Annotated in this window: 14 protein-coding genes and 1 riboswitch; of the genes, 9 read left to right on the top strand and 5 right to left on the bottom strand. The window is 62.1% G+C overall.

All coding sequences use genetic code 11. The features are described from left to right. Window positions 1-44 precede the first annotated feature (44 nt). Entirely contained in the window at window positions 45-2,030 is a 1,986-nt protein-coding gene (locus ET418_RS14380; protein WP_149308707.1) for a proton-conducting transporter transmembrane domain-containing protein, read from the bottom strand. A gap of 446 nt (window positions 2,031-2,476) precedes the next feature. Between ET418_RS14380 and rho the strand changes: the two genes are divergently transcribed. The 5 genes from rho (at window position 2,477) to prfA (ending at window position 7,358) form a co-directional block, all read left to right on the top strand. After that, window positions 2,477-3,724 carry a transcription termination factor Rho gene (gene rho / locus ET418_RS14375; RefSeq protein WP_149308705.1) on the top strand — a complete coding sequence of 416 codons (1,248 nt, stop codon included), beginning with the start codon at window positions 2,477-2,479 and terminating at the stop codon, window positions 3,722-3,724. A gap of 260 nt (window positions 3,725-3,984) precedes the next feature. Next, entirely contained in the window at window positions 3,985-4,185 is a 201-nt protein-coding gene (rpmE, locus tag ET418_RS14370; protein WP_149308703.1) for a 50S ribosomal protein L31, read from the top strand. 126 nt (window positions 4,186-4,311) lie between these two features. Continuing rightward, the gene (gene thyX, locus ET418_RS14365) at window positions 4,312-5,004 is read left to right on the top strand and encodes an FAD-dependent thymidylate synthase (protein WP_149308701.1); all 693 of its coding nucleotides are present in this window, start codon (window positions 4,312-4,314) and stop codon (window positions 5,002-5,004) included. 222 nt (window positions 5,005-5,226) lie between these two features. Further along, window positions 5,227-6,153 (top strand): DUF1385 domain-containing protein, encoded by a 927-nt coding sequence (locus tag ET418_RS14360; protein WP_149308699.1) that lies wholly within the window; start codon window positions 5,227-5,229, stop codon window positions 6,151-6,153. A gap of 137 nt (window positions 6,154-6,290) precedes the next feature. After that, complete coding sequence (gene prfA / locus ET418_RS14355; protein ID WP_149308697.1) at window positions 6,291-7,358, top strand: peptide chain release factor 1; 1,068 nt, start codon at window positions 6,291-6,293, stop codon at window positions 7,356-7,358. A gap of 139 nt (window positions 7,359-7,497) precedes the next feature. Here the strand turns inward: prfA and ET418_RS14350 are convergent, their stop codons facing one another. From ET418_RS14350 to ET418_RS14340, 3 genes are all read right to left on the bottom strand, one after another. Beyond that, entirely contained in the window at window positions 7,498-8,112 is a 615-nt protein-coding gene (locus ET418_RS14350; protein ID WP_149308695.1) for a trimeric intracellular cation channel family protein, read from the bottom strand. Window positions 8,113-8,289: 177 nt separating this feature from the next. Further along, a complete protein-coding gene (ldhH, locus tag ET418_RS14345; RefSeq protein ID WP_149308693.1) occupies window positions 8,290-10,428 on the bottom strand; it encodes an L-lactate dehydrogenase (quinone) large subunit LdhH in 2,139 nt (712 codons plus the stop codon). Then, window positions 10,425-10,979, bottom strand: coding sequence for a LutC/YkgG family protein (locus ET418_RS14340; protein WP_149308691.1), 555 nt, complete (start codon window positions 10,977-10,979; stop codon window positions 10,425-10,427). Before ET418_RS14340 ends, ldhH begins: the two co-directional genes overlap by 4 nt. Window positions 10,980-11,321: 342 nt before the next feature. On the opposite strand from ET418_RS14340, the gene ET418_RS14335 reads away from it, so the two are divergent. The 4 genes from ET418_RS14335 (at window position 11,322) to ET418_RS14320 (ending at window position 17,289) form a co-directional block, all read left to right on the top strand. After that, window positions 11,322-13,271 carry an L-lactate permease gene (locus tag ET418_RS14335; protein ID WP_149308689.1) on the top strand — a complete coding sequence of 650 codons (1,950 nt, stop codon included), beginning with the start codon at window positions 11,322-11,324 and terminating at the stop codon, window positions 13,269-13,271. Window positions 13,272-13,347: 76 nt separating this feature from the next. After that, window positions 13,348-14,718: an FAD-binding oxidoreductase gene (locus ET418_RS14330; RefSeq protein WP_149308687.1), complete on the top strand. Its 1,371-nt coding sequence runs from the start codon at window positions 13,348-13,350 to the stop codon at window positions 14,716-14,718. 388 nt (window positions 14,719-15,106) lie between these two features. Next, complete coding sequence (locus tag ET418_RS14325) at window positions 15,107-16,327, top strand: (Fe-S)-binding protein (protein ID WP_246153107.1); 1,221 nt, start codon at window positions 15,107-15,109, stop codon at window positions 16,325-16,327. A gap of 242 nt (window positions 16,328-16,569) precedes the next feature. Continuing rightward, window positions 16,570-17,289: a FadR/GntR family transcriptional regulator gene (locus tag ET418_RS14320; RefSeq protein WP_149308683.1), complete on the top strand. Its 720-nt coding sequence runs from the start codon at window positions 16,570-16,572 to the stop codon at window positions 17,287-17,289. On the opposite strand, the gene ET418_RS14315 is transcribed toward ET418_RS14320, so the two are convergent. Next, window positions 17,270-19,378 carry a coiled-coil domain-containing protein gene (locus tag ET418_RS14315; protein ID WP_149308681.1) on the bottom strand — a complete coding sequence of 703 codons (2,109 nt, stop codon included), beginning with the start codon at window positions 19,376-19,378 and terminating at the stop codon, window positions 17,270-17,272. The genes ET418_RS14320 and ET418_RS14315 overlap by 20 nt on opposite strands. A gap of 105 nt (window positions 19,379-19,483) precedes the next feature. Continuing rightward, window positions 19,484-19,558: riboswitch (cyclic di-GMP riboswitch) on the bottom strand. Window positions 19,559-19,590: the final 32 nt, after the last annotated feature.

The following is a 19,590-nucleotide window of genomic DNA, read 5'->3' as shown; positions in this document are numbered from 1 at the left end:
GGCCACTGTCGGTAATTCGCCGGGATATGGCGCCGCGGAAGGCGTCAATAGAAATAGGACAACGACAGGACGGCGATCAGCGCCACGAAGATATAGAGGATGTAACTGTTCAACTGGCCGTTCTGCAACCTGCGGATGAGGGCGAGACGCCGGTCCACGGCGCCAAGGAACGGGAGGATCCCCTTGTCCAGCACCACCTCCGGGACGTGGGACTCGAAGCGCTCCGGGCCCGGGAACAGCTTGTTGGTGGCCGGTTCGTGGCGTTCGGGGCGCAGAATCGCGGCGAAGATGCCCACCAGCATCCCGGCGAAGGATGAGGCCGTATACTCCATGGCGGCGGAGGGGGCGGCATAGCCGCAGTCCCACGTGCCGGTCTCCTCCAGCGGTTTCGCCTTGAGGCGGTTGATGTAGAAGACCGTCAGGAGGCAGACGAGCAGGAACAGGATCGCCGCCCCAATGCTCAGCCCGACCAGGCCGGCGGTGGTCTGGATCGACGGGAGCAGGGCGTCCCGTTGGGGGAACAGGGCGGCGATGACCGGCTCCAGGATGCGGGTGGCGCTAAACGGCAGCACCCCGATCAGGAGGCAGCAGACGGCCAGGATACCCATGGCGCCGGTGGCGGCCGGGTGCTCGTGGCGGGGGGGCAGGGGGCTGCGGGGCAGGCCTAGGAACACGGTGCCGTAGACCTTGACGAAGCAGGCCAGGGCCAGGCCGCCGGTCAGCGCCAGCGCCGGTACGGCCAGGGCCAGAAAGGCGGCGCTGCTGCCGGGCGAGGTGGCGAACCCGGTGAACATGCCGAGGTACAGGAGAAATTCGCTGACAAAACCGTTCAGGGGGGGCAGGCCGCAGATGGCCACGCTGCCGGTCAGGAAGGCCGCGGACGTGATGGGCAGGGCCCGGGCCAGGCCTCCCATGCGGTCGATGTCGCGGGTACCGGTGCCGTGCACGACGATCCCGGCCCCCAGGAAGAGCAGCGACTTGAACAGGGCGTGGTTAACCACGTGCAGCAGGGCTGCCGCCATGCCAAGGACGAACATGATGCGGTTGCCGGTGGCAAGGCCGCACAGGGCGACCCCCATGGCCATGACGATGATGCCGATGTTCTCGATGCTGTGATAGGCCAACAGGCGCTTGATGTCGTGCTGCCCGATGGCGAAGAGGACGCCGGCGACGGCGGAAACGATCCCCAGGCAGAGGAACAGCGCCCCCCACCAGAGGGGGGGCTGCCCGAAGAAGGAGAGTACCCGGATCAGCCCGTAGATCCCCAGCTTGAGGACGATGCCCGACATGAGCGCCGAGATGTTGCTCGGGGCGTTGGCATGGGCCCCCGGGAGCCAGACGTGGAGCGGCATGATGCCCGCCTTGATGCCGAAGCCCAGGAGGGCGACCAGGAGGATTGCCGTGGCCGCCGAGCCGTTCGGGTCGAGGGAGCCGGGGGGAGGGAAGAGCGAGCCGCCCATGGTGGGGGACAGGGCGAACAGGACGAACAGGGAGATGGTGGTCCCGTGGCTGGCCACCAGATAGTGGAGGCCGGCCCGGCTGACCTCCGGTTTGTCGTGTTCCAGGCACATGGCCAGGAACGTGCCAAGGGCCATGGCTTCCCAGAAGAACAGCAGCGTGATGCCGTTGGCGGCCAAAAGCAGCATGACGATGGCCGCCACAGCCACGCCGAAATAGAACGTGACAAGGGATTCGCCCCGGTTGTCCGGCGTGGTGGAGCAGTAACCGCAGCCGTAGAGGGAGATGCAGGTGGCGACGATGAAGAGGGGGATGAAAAAGAATGCCGACAGGGGGTCGAGGCGAAAGGCCAACTCGCCCATGGGGAAGTGCCACGCCAGTGCGTAGGCGCCCCCCGGCCCGTCTTTGAGAAGGACCCACAACGCGGCGCCCAGGCCGGCCAGGGCGCCGGCCGCCATGAAGCCGCCTGAAATTCTGCGGCCGGTAAAGAGCGGTACGCGGGGCCACAGGGCCGGGATGCCGGAAAGAAGGCAGAAAAGGGCTGCGACCAGTGCCAGTTCAAGGGGACTCATTAAAAGCGCCAATCCTTGCACAGAGGGCTTCTGCAATGAATAGTATACTGTTTTATAGCGCCTCCCTCTCGTCATGGTCAAGACAATTAACGGAGAAATAAGAGGTTTATCGTTTATTTTATTGTTGACAAGGCCGAGTTTTTAAGGCTAACGTTTTTTAAACCTCTAACTCGTTTCCTAAAGAAGAAAAAACTCGACCTCATATAAAAACAAAATCCCGTTTACGTAACTTATTTGTGCGAATCTCCGAGTGAATCCTTAATCAATTTAGCTGGTTCCCAATTTGTAGGAAGTTTCCTGCCCAGGCACGTTCCTTCCAGAGCCGCATTTGAGGTCAATTTTTCGAATTGGCGCTAGTGTGATTATAGTGAAAATCCCCGAAATCCATTGAACCCCATTTTATCCCACAGCCGCACGTATGTGTCGCGTTACACGCAGGAGAACCGATGAATTTACAGGAACTTAAAGGCAAAAAGATCAACGAGCTCAACACCATTGCCCGTGATCTCAACATTGAGGGTGCGTCCAGCCTGCGCAAACAGGATCTGATCTTTGCCATCCTCAACGCCCAGACCGAGCAAAACGGCATGATCTTTGGCGAAGGGGTTCTTGAAACCCTGCAGGACGGTTTCGGCTTTCTGCGCGCCACGGACTACAACTACCTGCCGGGCCCGGACGACATCTACGTCTCCCCCAGCCAGATTCGGCGCTTCAACCTACGCACCGGCGACACGGTCTCCGGCCAGATCCGCCCCCCCAAGGAGGGTGAGCGCTATTTCGCCCTGCTCAAGGTGGAAACGGTCAACTTTGAACCCCCCGAGGTCGCCCGGGACAAGATCCTGTTCGATAACCTCACGCCGCTCTATCCCGATGAGAAGCTCAAGCTGGAAACCGCCGGCGACAACCTCCCCATGCGGGTCGTGGAACTGGTGGCCCCCATCGGCAAGGGACAGCGCGGCCTGATCGTGGCCCCGCCCCGCACCGGCAAGACCATGCTGATCCAGAACATCGCCAACTCCATCGCCACCAACCACCCCGAGGTGTACCTGATCGTCCTTTTGATCGACGAACGCCCGGAGGAGGTAACCGACATGCAACGCTCGGTCAAAGGCGAGGTGGTTTCCTCCACCTTCGACGAGCCGGCGACGCGCCACGTCCAGGTGGCCGAGATGGTCATCGAGAAGGCCAAGCGCCTGGTGGAGCACAAGCGTGACGTGGTCATCCTGCTGGACTCCATCACCCGCCTGGCCCGCGCCTACAACACCGTCATTCCCCCCTCGGGCAAGATCCTGTCCGGCGGCGTGGACTCCAACGCCCTGCACAAACCCAAGCGCTTCTTCGGCGCGGCCCGCAATATCGAGGAGGGCGGCTCCCTGACCATCATCGCCACGGCCCTGGTGGACACCGGCAGCAAGATGGATGAGGTCATCTTCGAAGAGTTCAAGGGCACCGGCAACATGGAGTTGCACCTGGACCGCAAGCTGGTGGAGAAACGCACCTTCCCGGCCATCGACATCAACAAGTCCGGCACCCGCAAGGAAGAGCTTCTGATCGAGAAGAGTTCGCTCCACCGCACCTGGATACTGCGCAAGGTCCTGCACCCCATGAACGTGGTGGACAGCATGGAGTTCCTGCTGGACAAGCTCTCGGAAACCAAGAGCAATCAGGACTTCCTGGACTCCATGAGCAAATAGTTTCCGCCCGGAAAGGGTTCTTTTCCGCCCATGCGGCGTCAATCTTCGGGCTTGCTTCGTGCGGCGTACTGATGTACGCCTCCTTGCAACCCCTTGATTTCCTTGCCTGGACGCAAAAGCCCTCCTTTCCGAATCGGAAACGGGAAAAAAGTGTTGCAAAAATGAATCTGAATCATTACGATTATAGTTTGCGATAGAAACCGCCGACGACATCCATTTCTATACTGAGACTGAGAAGCATTCTTGAGGAGGAAGAGAAGATGAGAGAAGGTATCCACCCAATGTATTCCGAGGTGACCGTGAAATGCCTGTGCGGCAACACGTTCCAGACCCGTTCCACCAGCAAGGAGATCAACACCGAGATCTGCTCCGCCTGCCACCCGTTCTTCACCGGCAAGCAGAAACTGGTGGACACCGCTGGTCGCGTCGAGCGGTTCAAGAGACGTTACGGCCAACTGTAGTACACCATCGGCCCAATGCATTGAGGGGATATTGTCGTCAGGCAAATCCCCTTTTTTGTATTTTCGTATCCAGGGCGAGCCGTTAGCCCCGGGACACGAGTAACCTTACGCTCCGGGCAGGACACCATGAACGTTACCCTGATAGAACATACCCCCAATCCCGAACTGACGGTGGCCCTGGCGGCCCGCCTCTGCTATTCCCCCACATCCATCGGCGAATTGCGCAACAAGCTGGAATCGACGGACATCGAGAAGTTCCTGAACAAGATCATGTCCCTGGGACATTACTCGGTGCTGGAGCACATCTCCTTTACCTTCGGCATCGAAGGGATCTCCCGGGTGACCACCCACCAGCTGGTGCGCCACCGTATCGCTTCCTTCTCCCAGCAGTCCCAGCGCTACGTGTCCCACAAGGACGAGTTCACCTCCATCATGCCGGACAGCATCGCGGAGAATGCCGACGCGCGGCAGATCTTCGCCTTCATGTCCGAGACGGTGCACAAGGCGTACGCCCAACTGGTGGAGATGGGGATTCCCCCCGAGGATGCCCGCTACATCCTGCCCAACGCCACCGAATCCAAGATAATCATGACCATGAACGCCCGTGAACTACTGCACTTCTTCGCCCTGCGCTGCTGCCAGCGGGCCCAGTGGGAGATCCGGGAGATGAGCATCGAGATGCTTCGACTGGTGAAGAAGGCCGCCCCGATCATCTTCCGCGAGGCGGGACCGGGCTGCGTAGGGGGACCCTGCCCGGAAGGGCAGTTCTGCTGCGGCCAGACCGCCGAGGTGCGGGAGTTCTTCGCCACGCTGGAGTAATCACAGATATGGAATCTTAGAATCTGCCACGGAGACACAGAGAAAAACAGAGAAAAACAGAAGAGGTAAAAAACGAAAGCGAAGTATATGCCCCCGGTATTCATGTTTCAACTTTTTGCCTTTCTCTGTGAACCTCTGTGTCTCTGAGTCTCTGTGGCAGATGTATGATTTTGCTCTGCTTCCCCTGTCGCTCTATGGCAGATTTGCTTTAGGAAAGGTATTATGGAAAAGATAAATGTAGGCGGCCAAGCGGTTATTGAAGGCGTCATGATGCGCGCGCCCCGTTCCATGGCTATTGCCGTGCGCCGTCCCAACGGCGAGATCGTGGTCAAACGGGAACTGATTGTGCCGCTCTCCGAACGGTACCCGGTGGTCAAGCTCCCCATCGTGCGCGGTGCGGTGGCCCTGTTCAGTTCGCTGATCATCGGCATCAAAGCGCTCAACTTTTCGGCTAACGAGTCCATGTCCGAGGAGGAAAAGGAGGGGGACAAGGACAAGGGGAAGGGTGAACTCTCCTCCTGGGCCATGGCCGGCACCATGACCGTGGCCTTCGGCTTCGGCATCTGCCTGTTCTTCCTGTTCCCGCTCTACCTGACCAAGCTGATGACGCCGTACATCGGCACCAACAATATCGTCTTCAACCTGGTGGACGGCGTGATCCGGGTGATCGTCTTCCTGCTCTATATCTGGGGCATCTCCCGCATGGGCGATATCCAGCGGGTCTTTCAGTACCACGGGGCCGAGCACAAATCGATCTTCGCCTTCGAGGCGGGCGAGGAGCTGAAGGTGGAAAACGTGCGCCGCCACAGCCGCCTGCACCCCCGTTGCGGCACCAGCTTTCTCTTGATCGTCATGCTGGTGAGCATCGCCGTGTTCTCCCTGATCCCCAAGCTCTGGCCCTTTTACCTCAAGGCCGGTTCGCGCGTCGTGCTGCTGCCGCTCATCGCCGGCATCTCCTACGAGTTCCTCAAGTGGAGCGCCAAGAACGACGGCCATCCCCTGGTGAAGTTGATCATCGCCCCCGGACTGGCACTGCAACGCCTGACCACCCGCGAGCCGGACGACCAGCAACTGGAAGTGGCCATCCGCTCCATCAACGAGGCGCTGGAAGTGAACGCCGGGTACTCGGATGACCGCCTGGTTGTGTAAATAAAATTAAAACCTGCCACGGAGACACAGAGACACGGAGAACGCCAAAGGCACAACACTGCATGGTTTTCCTCTCCCGCTTTTTTCTGTGTCTCCGCGTCTCTGTGGCAGGTGTAAGAATCTAAGAGGTTTTAAACATGTTCGACAAGATAGAAGAACTTGAACGGCGCTACCAGGAAGTCGAGGCGCTGCTGTCCGATCCGGAGGTCATCTCCAATCAGCCGGAATTCCGCAAACTCTCCCGCGAGCACGCCGACCTGAGCCAGCTGGTGGCGGCCTATCGCCGTTGGCGCAAGGTGATGGAGGAGATCGGGGAGAACCGGGAGCTGTTGTCCGATGCGGACATGAAGGAGATGGCCGAGGAGGAGCTGAAGAGCCTGGAGGCGGAAAAGGAGCAACTGGAAGCCGATATCCAACTGCTGCTGCTGCCCAAGGACCCCAACGACAACAAAAGCGTTATCCTGGAGATCCGGGCCGGCACCGGCGGCGACGAATCGGCCCTGTTTGCCGGGGACCTGTTCCGCATGTATTCCCGCTTTGCCGAAACCAACCGCTGGAAGGTGGAGACCGTCTCGGCCTCCGAGTCGGAGCGGGGCGGCTTCAAGGAGGTCATCGCCTCCGTGGAGGGGGAGGGGGTCTTTGCCAAGCTCAAGTACGAATCCGGCACCCACCGGGTGCAGCGCGTACCCGAGACCGAGGCCCAGGGGCGCATCCACACCAGCGCCTGCACCGTGGCGATCATGCCCGAGGCCGAGGACGTGGATATCGACATCAGGCCCGATGACCTGAAGATCGACGTCTATCGCTCGTCCGGCGCCGGCGGCCAGCACGTCAACACCACCGACTCGGCCGTGCGCATCACCCACCTTCCCACCGGCACGGTGGTGGCCTGCCAGGAAGAACGCAGCCAGATCAAAAACCGGGCCAAGGCCATGAAGGTCCTGAAGTCGCGCATCCTGGACCACATGCTTCAGGACCAGAACGACAAGCTGGCTGCCGAGCGCAAGCAGCAGGTCGGTTCCGGCGACCGCAGCGAACGCATCCGCACCTACAATTTCCCCCAAGGGCGCATGACCGACCACCGCATCGGCCTGACCCTCTACCGTCTGGATTCCATCATGGCGGGGGATATCGCCGAGATCGCCGATGCCCTGCGCGCCCATTACCAGATGGAGGCGCTGAAAGCGCAGAGCGAAGGGAACTGACCAGGGTTTCGGTTCATATGATGGAGAAGGGGCGCTGCCGGTTGGTAGCGCCCCTTTGTGTTGTATGCGGAGTAACGCGGTTTTTTGTCTAATGTTTGAGATCACACCGGTGCGCCCGGTGGTCACCGGCGTTGGCCATTCATGTTGTCCTGTGTGCGGCCCGCGGCAGCGACCAGTTGTATCTCACCGCCAACAAGCGCAGGATAATGACGGTCGAGGCCGAAACCAGCGCTGCCGCGTCCGGCGGCACGGCGGTCCGTTGCAGCACGTACAGCAAGGCTCCCCCGGCCAGGCAGGCCGAAGCATAGACCTCCTTATGCAGAATCATCGGCACTTTGGCTGAAAGCAGGTCGCGGAGCATGCCTCCCGCCGTAGCAGTCATCACTCCCATCATGACGGCGCCGAAAAAACCGAGCTTAAAGGCAAGGGCCTTGTGGGTGCCGATCACCACAAACGTGCCTAATCCGACAGCATCGAAGTAGGTTAACGGATGGGACAGGAATATCAGCCGCCGGTGAAAGAGAAATACCAAGAGGGACACTGCGACCGAAAGATAGAGGTACGTCTCGTCCTTGAAGATGAAGGGCGGGGTGTCGCCCAGCAACACATCGCGCAGCGTACCGCCGCCGATAGCGGTGACGAGTCCCAGCACCAGCACGCCGAAGACATCCATATCCCGGCGAATCCCGGCTAACGCCCCTGATGCGGCAAAAGCGGCGGTTCCCAACAGGTCGAAGGTGTACAGCAGATTCATGTTAAATGCGCTCCGTATGTCTACCCATAAATAGAAAACTACATCGATATATACGCAAGCTTTGCGAAACTGCAAAGAGAAATCCACCGGGAGAGGCCGTGATTGCAGAAGGCCCGCTTTCGTCGTCAAACGAAAACGGGCCTTCCGGTACCTGCACACTATCCTGATAACCCCCCGCTAGCTCTCCAACTGCTCCGCCAGCAGTTCCGCCGTATGTTTTACCTTCACATCGGCCCGGTCCTGGTCGAACCCGCCCCTGATCTGCATGACGCAGCCGGGGCAGTCCATGGCCACGACCGGCGCGCCGGTCTCCTTGATGTTGTGGAGTTTGCGTTGCAGGATCGGCGCAGAGATCTCCGGCAGCTTGAGGGAGTAGGAGCCGCCCATGCCGCAGCACATGTCGCACTCGAACATCTCCTTCACCTCGTACCCTGCCTTTTTCAGCAACTCCCGCGGCGGCTCCGTGGCCCGCAGGGTCCGTTTCAGATGGCAGGAGTCGTGGTAGGTAAGGGCGCCGAGTTGCTGCCCCTCCTTCAGGGGGAGCCGCCCCGCGTCCACCAGCCGCTTCACCAGGGTGGAGAAATCCACGGTCTTTTCCGCCAGCGCCGTGGCCTGGGGCAGCCATTCCCTGTGGCCCAGGCTCTCCAGGGTGTCGCCGAACTCGTGGGCCAGGGCCACGGTGCAGGTGGGGCAGGCGGAGACCACATACTCCGCTGTGTCCGCCAGCAGGGCCTGGATATTGTCCACGGCGTTCTGGCCCGCCACCTCGTAGGCCCCGCTGTACCGGGCCGGGGCGCCGCAGCAGGTCTGTGCCTGGGGGAATACGACCCGGATGCCGGCCTTGTTCATGATTCTGACCAGCGCCTCCCCCATCTCCGGGTAGGCGAAGTCGATGAGGCAGCCGGCAAAGAAGACCGCCGTTTCCCGGCAGTCGGCGGGTTGTTGGATCGTGGGGAAACGGTCCCGGAACGGTTTCGCGGCAATGGCGGGGAGGCTGCGGCCATCGGTCAGGTCGGACAGGAACAGGGGGAGGTGGCGGATGAAGCCGCCCGAGTTGAACGGCTTGCCGGCGATGGAGGCGGCCCACAGCATGCCGTGGAAGAGCGAGCGGTTGTTGACGATCCCGAAGATCGCCTTCTGGGCCAACGGTTGCCCCTTCTCCATGACCAGGCGCCGCCTGATCTCCATGATCATCTCCGGGATGTCCAGCTTGCCGGGGCAGATCTCCTTGCAGTTGCCGCACTGGATGCACAGCCCCTGGATATCCTCGGAGTTGTGCAGCTCCTCGAACCAGGCGGTGAGGATGGTGCCGATGCCGCCGGTGTAGATGCTGCCGAAGACGTGCCCCCCCACCAGGCGGAAGATGGGGCAGACGTTCAGGCACGAGCCGCAGCGGATGCACTGGAGCGCCTGCTTGAACTTGGGGTCGTTGGCCATCTCGCTCCTGCGGTTGTCCATGAGGACGATGTGCAGATCCTTGAGGGCACCGTCGGTGGCGGGTGTGGGGCCGCTGATGATGGAGACGTAGCTCGTGAGCAGTTGGGCCGTGGCGCTGCGGGGGAGCGCCGTGAGGATCGGCACGATGTCCTCGAATTTTTCCACCAGCTTTTCGATGCCCACCAGGGCCACGTGGACTTTGGGCAGGGTGGTGACCAGCCGGGCGTTCCCCTCGTTGGTGACCAGCACGAGGCTGCCGGTCTCGGCCACGGCGATGTTGGCGCCCGAGATCCCCATGTCGGCCGCGAGGAACTTGGCGCGCAACTCCTTGCGGGCGACCTTGACCAGCCGCGGGATGTCGTTCTCGATGCGCTCGTCCACCTCCTTGCTGAAGAGGTCGGCCACCTCCTCCTTGGTCATGTGGATGGCCGGCATGACCATGTGGGACGGCTTCTGGCCGGCGAGCTGGATGATCCATTCCCCCAGGTCGGTCTCGCCCACCGCGATGCCCGCCTTTTCCAGAAAGGCGTTGAGATGGATCTCCTCGGTGGCCATAGACTTGGACTTGACCACGCTTTTCACGTCGTGTGCCTTCGCCACCTTCAGGATGTATTCCTTCACCTGCTCCGGGTCATTGGTCCTGAAGACCTTGGCGCCCAGGGCCGTGGCGTTTTTGGCAAAGGTCTCCGCCAGGAGTTCCAGATTGGCGGCGGCATGGGACTTGCGCTCGGCGATGGTGTCCCGCAACGCCTCGAAATCGATCCCTTCGTAAGCCTTGGCACGGTTGACCTTGTAGGCCTCGGAAAACTTCCCCAGCGCGCCGGTGAGGGTGGCGTTCCCCACGGCCCTGCCTATGGATTCCCTGAATTCCTTTTTCATAGGGTCGCCCCTCCCATGTCATCCACGCAGACGATCACGAGCCGCTCCGGGCCGTGGACGCCGATGGTCAGCACCCGCTCGATGTCGGCGGTCCGGCTCGGGCCGGTGATGAAGGCGATGTAGCGGCTGGCCCTGGGGTCGATCTTGCTCAGCAGGGCGGTTTTGTCGGGGAGGATGTTGCCGGTGGGGACCAGGGCAATATGGATGTCGGTCAGGGAGGAGGCCAGCCGCTGCTCCACGGCTGTCTGGTCCTGTACCAGGGTTCCGGTATCGGCCAGGGCCCACTCGGCCTGGGTGATACCGATGCGGGCGTCGGCCGCCGTTTCCCGGTTCACCTCGAACCTAATGCCGGCGACCTCCCGGAGCGGCTCCCAGTCCAGGCCTTCCAGAAAGGGGCTCTCGGCCCAGACGGCGCAGGAACGGCGGGGGGTGGCGGCGCCCCCCTCCTGGTGCAGGAACGGCAGGATGAACGCCAGCGCCCCATCCCGGTCTTTGAAACGGTAGACCTCCGCGCCAACCCCTTCGGCCCTGGCCTTGAATTGCTCGTACATCGCTTCGGTCTCCTTGTCTGCGGTCGTCTCTTGATGCCCTTTGGCGTCGCCGCCGTTGGGGAAACGCTGTATCGTTGCGCGGTCGTATCTTGTGATTTGAAATTTGTAAAACCAAATTATATATAAACCTAATTCATCTTAACTACCCTTGTCAACAGGCTTTATATGCAGATATAAAAAATAGTTGACAGAGGGTTTTAAAAAATATAATTGGTAATACAAGTTTACAAAACCTCATTTTATTTTTGTTCGCTCTCGTCAAACATCCAGGACAGGCGGACAGATGATGCCATTCAGAGAACGTTTGCAGACCATACCCGCGCAAGGAAGGAGTCGTTTGTCATGCCCTGGATTCAGACCTACACACCAGTAGCAGGCAGCCTGGGGATGTCGGCCCTGGTGGCCGCCGTCCCGCTCATCGTCATCTTCATCTGTCTGGCCGTGCTCAAGATGAAGGCCCACATCGCCGGCCCCCTGGCCGTGGTCTCGGCCCTGGCCATCGCCGTCGTTGTCTGGGGGATGCCGGCCAAGCTGGCCGGGCTGGCCTTTGGCCAGGGCGTCGCCTTCGGTCTCTTCCCGGTGTTCTACATCGTCATCACCACCCTGTTTCTCTATAACCTCACCGTCAAGGGGGGGCAGTTCGAGATCATCCGGGCCTCCCTGGCCGGGGTGACCGCGGACCGCCGCCTCCAGGCGCTCCTGATCGCCTTTTGCTTCGGCGCGTTCATCGAGGGGGCCGCCGGTTTCGGCACACCGGTGGCCATTGCCGGCGCCACCCTGGTGGGGCTCGGCTTCCGGCCGCTCTATGCCGCCGGGGTCTGCCTGGTGGCCAACACCGCGCCGGTTGCCTTCGGCGCCATCGGCATCCCGGTGGTGGCCCTGGCCGGGGTCATGGGCTACGACGATGCCGGCCTCATGAAGCTCTCCACCATGGTGGGACGCCAGTTGCCGTTCATCTCCCTGTTCATCCCCTTTTACGTGATCATGATCATGGTCGGCTTCAAGAAGACCCTGGAGGTCCTGCCGGCCATCGTCGTCTGCGGCGCGACCTTCGCCCTTGCCCAGTGGGGCACCGCCAGCTACCTGGGGCCGTACCTCCCGGACATCACCGCCTCCCTGCTCTCCATGGTGGCCCTGGTACTCCTGCTGCAGGTCTGGCACCCCAAACAGGTCTGGACCTTTGACCACGAGACCGGGGACGCCGTCAGGGAACAGCACAACTACACCGCGGGCCAGGTCTTCCGGGCCTGGGCGCCGTACCTGGCGCTGACCGTCATGGTGCTTTTGTGGGGCATCCCCTCCATCAAGACCGAGCTGGACAAGAGCGCCGTCCTGATTACGGTGGACGGGCTCCACAACGGGATCGTCAAGAAGGTCTCCAAGCCGGAAGACGGGCTGAAGAAGATCGCCAAGGTGAACGAGGAGATCGACCGGCAGGTGGCCCAGCTCTCCCCCGCCGACCCGAAGCAGGCCGCCCTGGCGGCCAAACTGACGGAGTTGAAGGGGCTTGAGGCCGCCTTTGCGCCGGTGGAACAGGGATTGACAGGCAAAGGGGCGGTCCTGAGCGACGAGCGGCTGAAGAGCTGCGACCTGGTTGCCAAGAAGATGACCGAGACCCAGAAGCTGTGCAAGGAGCTGGTGAAGGTCAACGCGGTTCCCAAGGACCGCTTCAAGCCGCTGGACAAGGCTGTGGCCGACCAGTTGCCCGTCAAGCTGGCCGCCAAGTACAATTTCAACTTCATGTCGGCCGCCGGTACCGCCATCCTGATTGCGGCGTTCCTCTCGGCCCTGATCTGCGGCGTGGGGATGGGCGACACCTTCCGCATCCTGGGCAAGACCCTCTACGACATGCGCTACCCGGCGGTGACCGTGGCGTCGGTGCTCGGCCTGGCCTATGTCATGAACACCTCGGGCATGACCAACTGCCTCGGTCTGGTGTTCACCAAGACCGGCCACTGGTTTCCCTTCATCGCCCCCTTCCTCGGCTGGCTGGGGGTCTTCCTGACCGGGTCCGACACCTCCAGCAACGTCCTGTTCGGCGGTTTGCAGAGGGCTACGGCCGAGCAGTTGGGCTTAAGCCCGATCCTGACCGGGGCGGCCAACACCAGTGGCGGGGTCATGGGCAAGATGATCTCCCCCCAATCCCTGGCCGTGGCCACCGCGGCCACCGGCATGGTGGGGGAGGAGGGGACCCTGTTCCGTTTCACCCTCAAGCATTCCCTGTTCCTGACGGTGGTGGTGGGGGTTATTGTGTACTTGCAAGCCTATGTGTTTTCGTGGATGATACCTTAAAGGCTGTAGGACTTATAGGACCAATGGGACTTATATAAGTCCTATGAGTCCCATAAGTTCTACAAAAGAGGCTACAATGGAACAATCCTTTATCAATGAGCTTAAGAGCATCGTCGGCGAGCAGTACACCCTGACCGACCGGGAATCCCTGGCGGTGTACGGCTACGATTCCACACCGGAACTGGAGAGCAGGCCCGCTGTGGTCCTTTTGCCCGGCTCGGCCGAAGAGGTGGCCCGCATCATGGCCCTCTGCCACGGTGCCGGGGTCAGCGTGACCCCCCGCGGCTCCGGCACCAACCTGTCCGGCGGCTCCCTGTCGGGGGGCGGGGTGGTGGTGCAGACCAGCCGCATGAATCGTATCGTGGAGGTGGACGAAGAGAACCTGACCGCCACGGTGGAGCCGGGGGTGATCACCAGCGCCCTGCACCGCGAGGTGGAGGGGCGCGGCCTGTTCTATCCGCCCGACCCGGGGAGCATGAACATCTCCACCATGGGGGGCAACGTGGCCGAGAATTCGGGCGGGTTGCGCGGCCTCAAGTACGGGGTGACGGCGGACTACGTCATGGGGCTGACCACGGTCCTGGCGGACGGGGAGCTGCTGCGCACCGGCGGCAAGACGGTGAAGGACGTGGCCGGTTACAGCCTGAACCCGCTCCTGGTCTCCTCCGAAGGCACCCTGGGGTTCTTTACCTCCATCACGGTCAAGCTGATACCCAAGCCCCGGGCCAAGATCACCATGCTGGCCCATTTTCCCGAACTGCAACAGGCCGCCCTGGCGGTGTCGGCCATCATCGCCGCCAAGGTCATTCCGGCCACCCTGGAGTTCCTGGACAAGGTGACCATCAAGTGCGTGGAGGATTATTCCCACGTGGGGCTCCCCCTGGATGTGGATGCGGTTCTGCTGATCGAGGTGGACGGCCACCCGGCGGTGGTGGCCGAGGAGGCCGCCAGCGTGGAGGAGATCTGCAAGCGCCACCGCAGCTCCTTCTTCCAGACCGCCAAGGACGCGAACGAGGCGCTCAAGCTGGCCACGGCGCGGCGCACCGCCCTGTCGGCGCTGGCGCGGCTCAAGCCGACCACCATCCTGGAGGACGCCACCGTGCCGCGCAGTTGCATCGCGCCCATGCTTCAGGTCATTCAGGAAACGGCCCGCAAGTACAACCTCACCATCGGCACCTTCGGCCACGCCGGGGACGGCAACCTGCACCCCACCTGCCTGACCGACGAGCGGGACAAGGACGAGATCGCCCGGGCCCACGCCGCCTTCGACGAGATCTTCGACGCCGCCATCGCCATGGGGGGCACCATCACCGGGGAACATGGGGTGGGGCTGGCCAAGAAGCGCTATCTGCCGCGGCTCGTGGGGGAATCGGGGATTCGGGTCATGCGGGGGATCAAGCAGGCATTAGATCCGAAGGGGATACTCAACCCGGGGAAAGTATTCTGATGTAGGACGGGCGAGGATTTTGCGCGATCTCTGCGTTGCCCTTCGGAAACTCGTTGTGCGGCGTAGCGTTGCTACGCCTCCGCCGGTTTCCTCGGGCGCCTTGACCTCGCACAAACTTCTCGCCCGGTAGGAGAATCAATCCTCGCCCCCCAGTCGGGGGCAGGGACGTCTTCTGCTTTTGACCTTAGTTTTCTGATGTAAAGGTGTCTGTTTGTTCCTGCCGGTTGTGGAGTTCCGGGTTCTGGCAAGGCGGACAAGGAGGCCCGAGGAGGCGTAGCAGCGCTACGCCGCACGAGAGGACTCCGCCGGCCAACGCCGCCAGGTTCCGGGAATCCGCAACCGTCCCCATAGAGGTAAATTAATGGACTATGTAAAACTGATAAATTGTATGCGCTGCGGGATGTGCCTCCCTGCCTGCCCCACCTACAAGGAAACCTTCCTGGAGACCGCCTCGCCGAGGGGGCGGGTGGCGCTGATACGCAAACTCCAGGAAGGGGAACTGGACCAGTCGGAGCGCCTTCTGGAATACCTCTCCCTCTGCCTGGACTGCCAGGCGTGCGCCTCGGCCTGCCCCTGCGGGGTCAATGCCGGGGAGCTGGTGGCGGAATTCACCTGCGAACGCAAGGGAGGGGAGGGGCTCTCCTTCATGGAGGATCTGATCCTGCGCCGGCTGGTCCCCCACCCCGACCGTCTGGAGGCGTCCCTGGTCCCCATGCGCCTCTACCAGCGCACCGGCCTGCAAAAACTGGTGCGCAAGCTGGGGGTCATGAAGCTGTTCCCGGAGCCCCTGGAACGCATGGAGGGGCTGCTCCCGAACCTGCCCGCCCGGCCGCTGCGCCAGACCATCGCAGAGGTCACGCCGGCCCGGGGTGAGGAGCGGGGGACCGTGGCCTTCTTCCTGGGGTGTGTCATGAGCCTGATCTTCAGCGAGGCGAGCCGGGCCACCGTCCGTCTGCTCTCCGAGCTCGGCTACCGGGTCGTCACCCCCCGCAACCAGGTCTGCTGCGGCGCGCCCAACATGCTCTCCGGCGACCTGGCCGGCCTGAAGGAGGCGGTGCGCAGCAACGTGGCCGTCTTCGGCGGGATCGAGGCGGATTTCATCGTCACCGACTGCGGCGGCTGCGGGGCCGAACTGAAGCACTACGGCCATCACCTGGAAGGGGACCCGGAGGCTGCGGCGTTCAGCGCCAAGGTGCGGGACATCTCCCAGGTCCTGGCGCTGCACCAGGAGGAGTTGCGCGCCAAACTCAAGCCGCTCCCCCTGACGGTCACCTACCACGACCCGTGCCACATCGCCCACTGTCAGGGCATCCGCCGGGAGCCGCGGGACCTGCTCCGACTGATCCCGGGGCTGGAGTACCGGGAGTTGGAGGCGGCCGACGCCTGCTGCGGCAGCGCCGGCACCTACAACATCGCCAAGCCGGAGATGGCCGACCGCATCCTGGCCCGCAAGATCGACACCATCCGGGCCACCGGGGCGGAACTGCTGGCGACCGGCAATCCCGGCTGCCTGCTGCAATTGAAGAAGGGGCTGGCGGAGCAGTTGCCTGGTGTGGGGATCGTGCATGTGACGGAGCTTCTGGCGCGCAGCCTGGACGGGGCCGCCTAAAGCCGGCAGGGTTGCAAACCTGTGTCATCTGTAGTAGATAGAAGGGGGGCCGTATACGGTTCCCCTTTTAGGTAACCGGAAAGAACGTCAACTTCAAATCCGCCACAGAGACACAGAGACACAGAGAACGTCAAAGACACAACCATTTTACAGGGATGAATCTAAAAACAGTTTATCCCTCTGTTTCTGATTTTTCTCCGTGTCTCTGTGGCGGATTTTAGTTTCAGCATGATCGGACCCCCATGAAATTTCAGCCCATAAAGCCCAAGAAGGTGTCGGCCCAGATCGCCGAACAGATCCGTTCCTCGATCCTGTCGGGGGAGTTCTCCCCCGGCGACAAGCTGCCCCCCGAGCGCGAACTGGCCGAGATGTTCGGCGTGTCCCGCCCGTCGGTGCGCGAGGCGCTCAATATCCTGGCTGCGGCCGGGCTGGTCATGTCCTATCAGGGAGGGGGGACGGTGGTTCTGTCCCTGGTGGAAACTTCGGGGGGGAACCCGCTCTCCGAACTGATCCGGTCGGAGCAGGAACGGGCGCTGGACGTGATCGAGGTGCGCAAGGGGATGGAATCCTGGACCGCCTTCTATGCGGCCCAGCGGGCGCTGCCCGAGGACCTGCGGCGCATGGAGGAGATCATAGGCGGCATGGAGCGCAACCTGGACGGCCTGAAGCCTTCCGAGGATCTGGATGCCAATCTCCACATCGTGATCGCCCGCGCCACGCACAACATCGTTTGGCTCCACCTCATGCAGAGCCTGTTCGACGCCATGAAGGAGTTTCAGCAAACCGTCTGGCGTGCGGTCTACCTGACCAGCGACGATCACCACCTGCTCTTCAGCCACCACCGCCGCATCTTCGAGGCCATCAAGGCAAGGGACGCGGAAACCGCCCGGGAGGCGATGATCGCCCACCTCACCTTCGCCGAGCAGCGCAGCAGCGCCTACGTCACGCGGCAGCAGGTATAGCAGCCCCTCCATCCCCGTCTTCTTTTGCCTCGACTGCCGGTTCCTCCATCCTGCAGATACCGATCTTTTCCAGTGCCTTGATCTGCCGCAGGGAATTGCGCGACAACTCGAAGCGGTCCATCATGAACCCGATGCTTTCGAAGTAGAAGATGGCGTCCTGCAGGGCGAGGGCGTAGTCTGCCGTCGCTTCCGGCTGCTGTTCCGGCAGGCAGATCAGGACCTCGCCGCTGTCGATCAGGTGCCAGGCGAGGTTGATGGTCGCCTTCCCCTCCCGCTCAACCACACAGACGTAGGCGCCGCAAATCTGTGACCGCCTCCCCTCCGGCGCTGCCTGGACCACGTTGGCCGAACCGTAGAGCTCAACAATGTCGTCGGCTGAATGGTAGGAGATGACCGCCACGTCCGGGGCATAGCGAAAGGTTGCCCCTCCTCCCCCGGCTGACGGGCCGCCGAAGCCGCTGAACCCGGAAAAGTCCGAGCCGGTATCCACCAGCCCCAGGGCCGCAAAGGGCGATTCCACGTGGCGCTCCACGGTCAGAGGCGCTTGGGAAGCGGAGAGAGGGTACACGGACGTGACCGGTGGCGGGGGAGGAGCAAGAGGAGCGGGGGCGTGCTCCAACTCTTTCAGTCTTTCCTCCAGGGCCTGTTTTTCCCGCTTGAGGCGTTCCACCGCCTTGTGGGCCTTTTTCTTGAAGTTGCCGGCAAGGGTGTCCCACACCTTTTTCTCGCCCATCACCTGTTCCAGCTTGGACGCAAGGGATTTCTGTTCGGCTTGGGCGCCTTTCAGCTCAAGCTCCCTTTCGGCCAGGAGCGTCTCGAAACGCTGTTGCTCCTCCCGTTTGCCCTTTTCCAGCCGCTTGACGCTTGCGTGCAGATCTGCACGTTCCTGTTCCAGGGCCTCCCGATCCTGCTGCCATGCGATGCCCGCGCTCTCCTTTACGACTGCCAGTTCGGCCCTGAGCGCCTCGCGTTCGTTGACCAGCACCTGTTGTTCCTTCATGACGTTCATCAGTGTGCCCTGCACGACACCGTTCTCGTGGCGGGCGGCCGCCAGTTCATCCCGCAGGGCCTGCTCCCGCTCCGTTGCCGCAAGCTCTTCCGCGGCCCGTGAGGCGGCCTCCTTGGAACGGTGCTCCTCGGAGCTCGAACGTTCGGCCGCGGCGTCCTGGTGGAGTCGGTCCAGTTCCCGGCGCAGGTCGGCCGACTCCTCTTCGGCCCGTTCCCGGCGGCGGTCCAACTCCTCCACTCTGGTCTCCGCGTCCCGGCGCTGGGCGCTCTCTTGGGTGAGGAGATCCTCAAGGGTGCGCAGCGCCTCGGCCTTGCCCTGCAACTCTGCATGCAACCCGGCAGTAACGCCGCTCTCCGGCGCGCCCTCCGGCTCTCTGCCGGCCAACTCCTCCCGAAGCGCCTTCTCCCGCTCCCGGTGCGAGGCGGTGTTCCTCTCCAGTTCCTGCTTTATGGCCGTGACGGTCTGCTCGGCCATCCGCTCGGTTTCGGCCTTGGCACGCTCCATATCCTTCAGCGCCGTCCTGAGGTCGGCAATCTCGGCGGAAAGTGCCGCAACCTCGGTCGACGGGACATCGGGCACGGGCGGTGCGGCTGGTGCGGCTGGTGAGGGCGATGCGGCTGGTGAGGGCGATGCGGCTGGTGAGGGGGGCTCCACGGCTGGTGCGGCGTTTTTGGCTGGTTGCTTCCCGCCGCGGGGCGGGGCGGGTGGGCGCATGACGCTGATGCCGTGTATGATGACCTGGCGCATGGCCGAGCTATAGTCGAGTTTCACCGGTTCCATGTCGAAACCCATGGACTTGGTGAACTTCAGGGCTTCGTTGACGAGGCGTTTCTGGTCGGCGTGCTTACGGGTATCGCAGGTGGTGGAAAAGATGACGGGGCGGTGGGTGGTCGTATCGAAGAAAGCGACATACGCGGAAAAGACATCGTTTTCCCGGGCGGTGCAGACGTAGGCCTCGCACAGGTGCCCCTGACACTGTTCCTCGGTTGGAACGGCGCTGTTGGAGGAACGGTAGATCTCGGCGACATGGGGCTCTTTGATCTCGATGTGGCTGAGGGATTGATTCAGGGAAAACGCCATACAGCACCCCCATGTAGTGCCGTTTCCCCAAGGGAGAGAACGGCCGGAACCGGTTTTGACCCCCCTTGGCCACCACAACATACACGGGTGCCCAGGATCTGATCTTTCGGCACCCGGCTGTCTCCGTGAGACCCATAGGCTATCCGTCCCGTCATCGCTGGCGGTTTAGTAGTATCGCTTATCAGATGGTCAGTAAATTACTAATTTATGTG

Origin of the sequence: Oryzomonas rubra (assembly GCF_008369015.1) — a bacterium.
In the GTDB taxonomy this organism is placed as follows: Bacteria; Desulfobacterota; Desulfuromonadia; order Geobacterales; family Pseudopelobacteraceae; genus Oryzomonas; species Oryzomonas japonica.
The sequence above is the reverse complement of the archived record's forward strand: the minus strand, read 5'-3'. Positions and strand labels throughout refer to the sequence as shown.

Bases quoted from the DNA above. Each gene is read 5' to 3' on its own strand.
- ET418_RS14380 (WP_149308707.1), bottom strand. From the start codon at position 2,030: ATGAGTCCCCTTGAACTGGCACTGGTCGCAGCCCTTTTCTGCCTTCTT.
- rho (WP_149308705.1), top strand. From the start codon at position 2,477: ATGAATTTACAGGAACTTAAAGGCAAAAAGATCAACGAGCTCAACACC.
- rpmE (WP_149308703.1), top strand. From the start codon at position 3,985: ATGAGAGAAGGTATCCACCCAATGTATTCCGAGGTGACCGTGAAATGC.
- thyX (WP_149308701.1), top strand. From the start codon at position 4,312: ATGAACGTTACCCTGATAGAACATACCCCCAATCCCGAACTGACGGTG.
- ET418_RS14360 (WP_149308699.1), top strand. From the start codon at position 5,227: ATGGAAAAGATAAATGTAGGCGGCCAAGCGGTTATTGAAGGCGTCATG.
- prfA (WP_149308697.1), top strand. From the start codon at position 6,291: ATGTTCGACAAGATAGAAGAACTTGAACGGCGCTACCAGGAAGTCGAG.
- ET418_RS14350 (WP_149308695.1), bottom strand. From the start codon at position 8,112: ATGAATCTGCTGTACACCTTCGACCTGTTGGGAACCGCCGCTTTTGCC.
- ldhH (WP_149308693.1), bottom strand. From the start codon at position 10,428: ATGAAAAAGGAATTCAGGGAATCCATAGGCAGGGCCGTGGGGAACGCC.
- ET418_RS14340 (WP_149308691.1), bottom strand. From the start codon at position 10,979: ATGTACGAGCAATTCAAGGCCAGGGCCGAAGGGGTTGGCGCGGAGGTC.
- ET418_RS14335 (WP_149308689.1), top strand. From the start codon at position 11,322: ATGCCCTGGATTCAGACCTACACACCAGTAGCAGGCAGCCTGGGGATG.
- ET418_RS14330 (WP_149308687.1), top strand. From the start codon at position 13,348: ATGGAACAATCCTTTATCAATGAGCTTAAGAGCATCGTCGGCGAGCAG.
- ET418_RS14325 (WP_246153107.1), top strand. From the start codon at position 15,107: ATGCGCTGCGGGATGTGCCTCCCTGCCTGCCCCACCTACAAGGAAACC.
- ET418_RS14320 (WP_149308683.1), top strand. From the start codon at position 16,570: ATGAAATTTCAGCCCATAAAGCCCAAGAAGGTGTCGGCCCAGATCGCC.
- ET418_RS14315 (WP_149308681.1), bottom strand. From the start codon at position 19,378: ATGGCGTTTTCCCTGAATCAATCCCTCAGCCACATCGAGATCAAAGAG.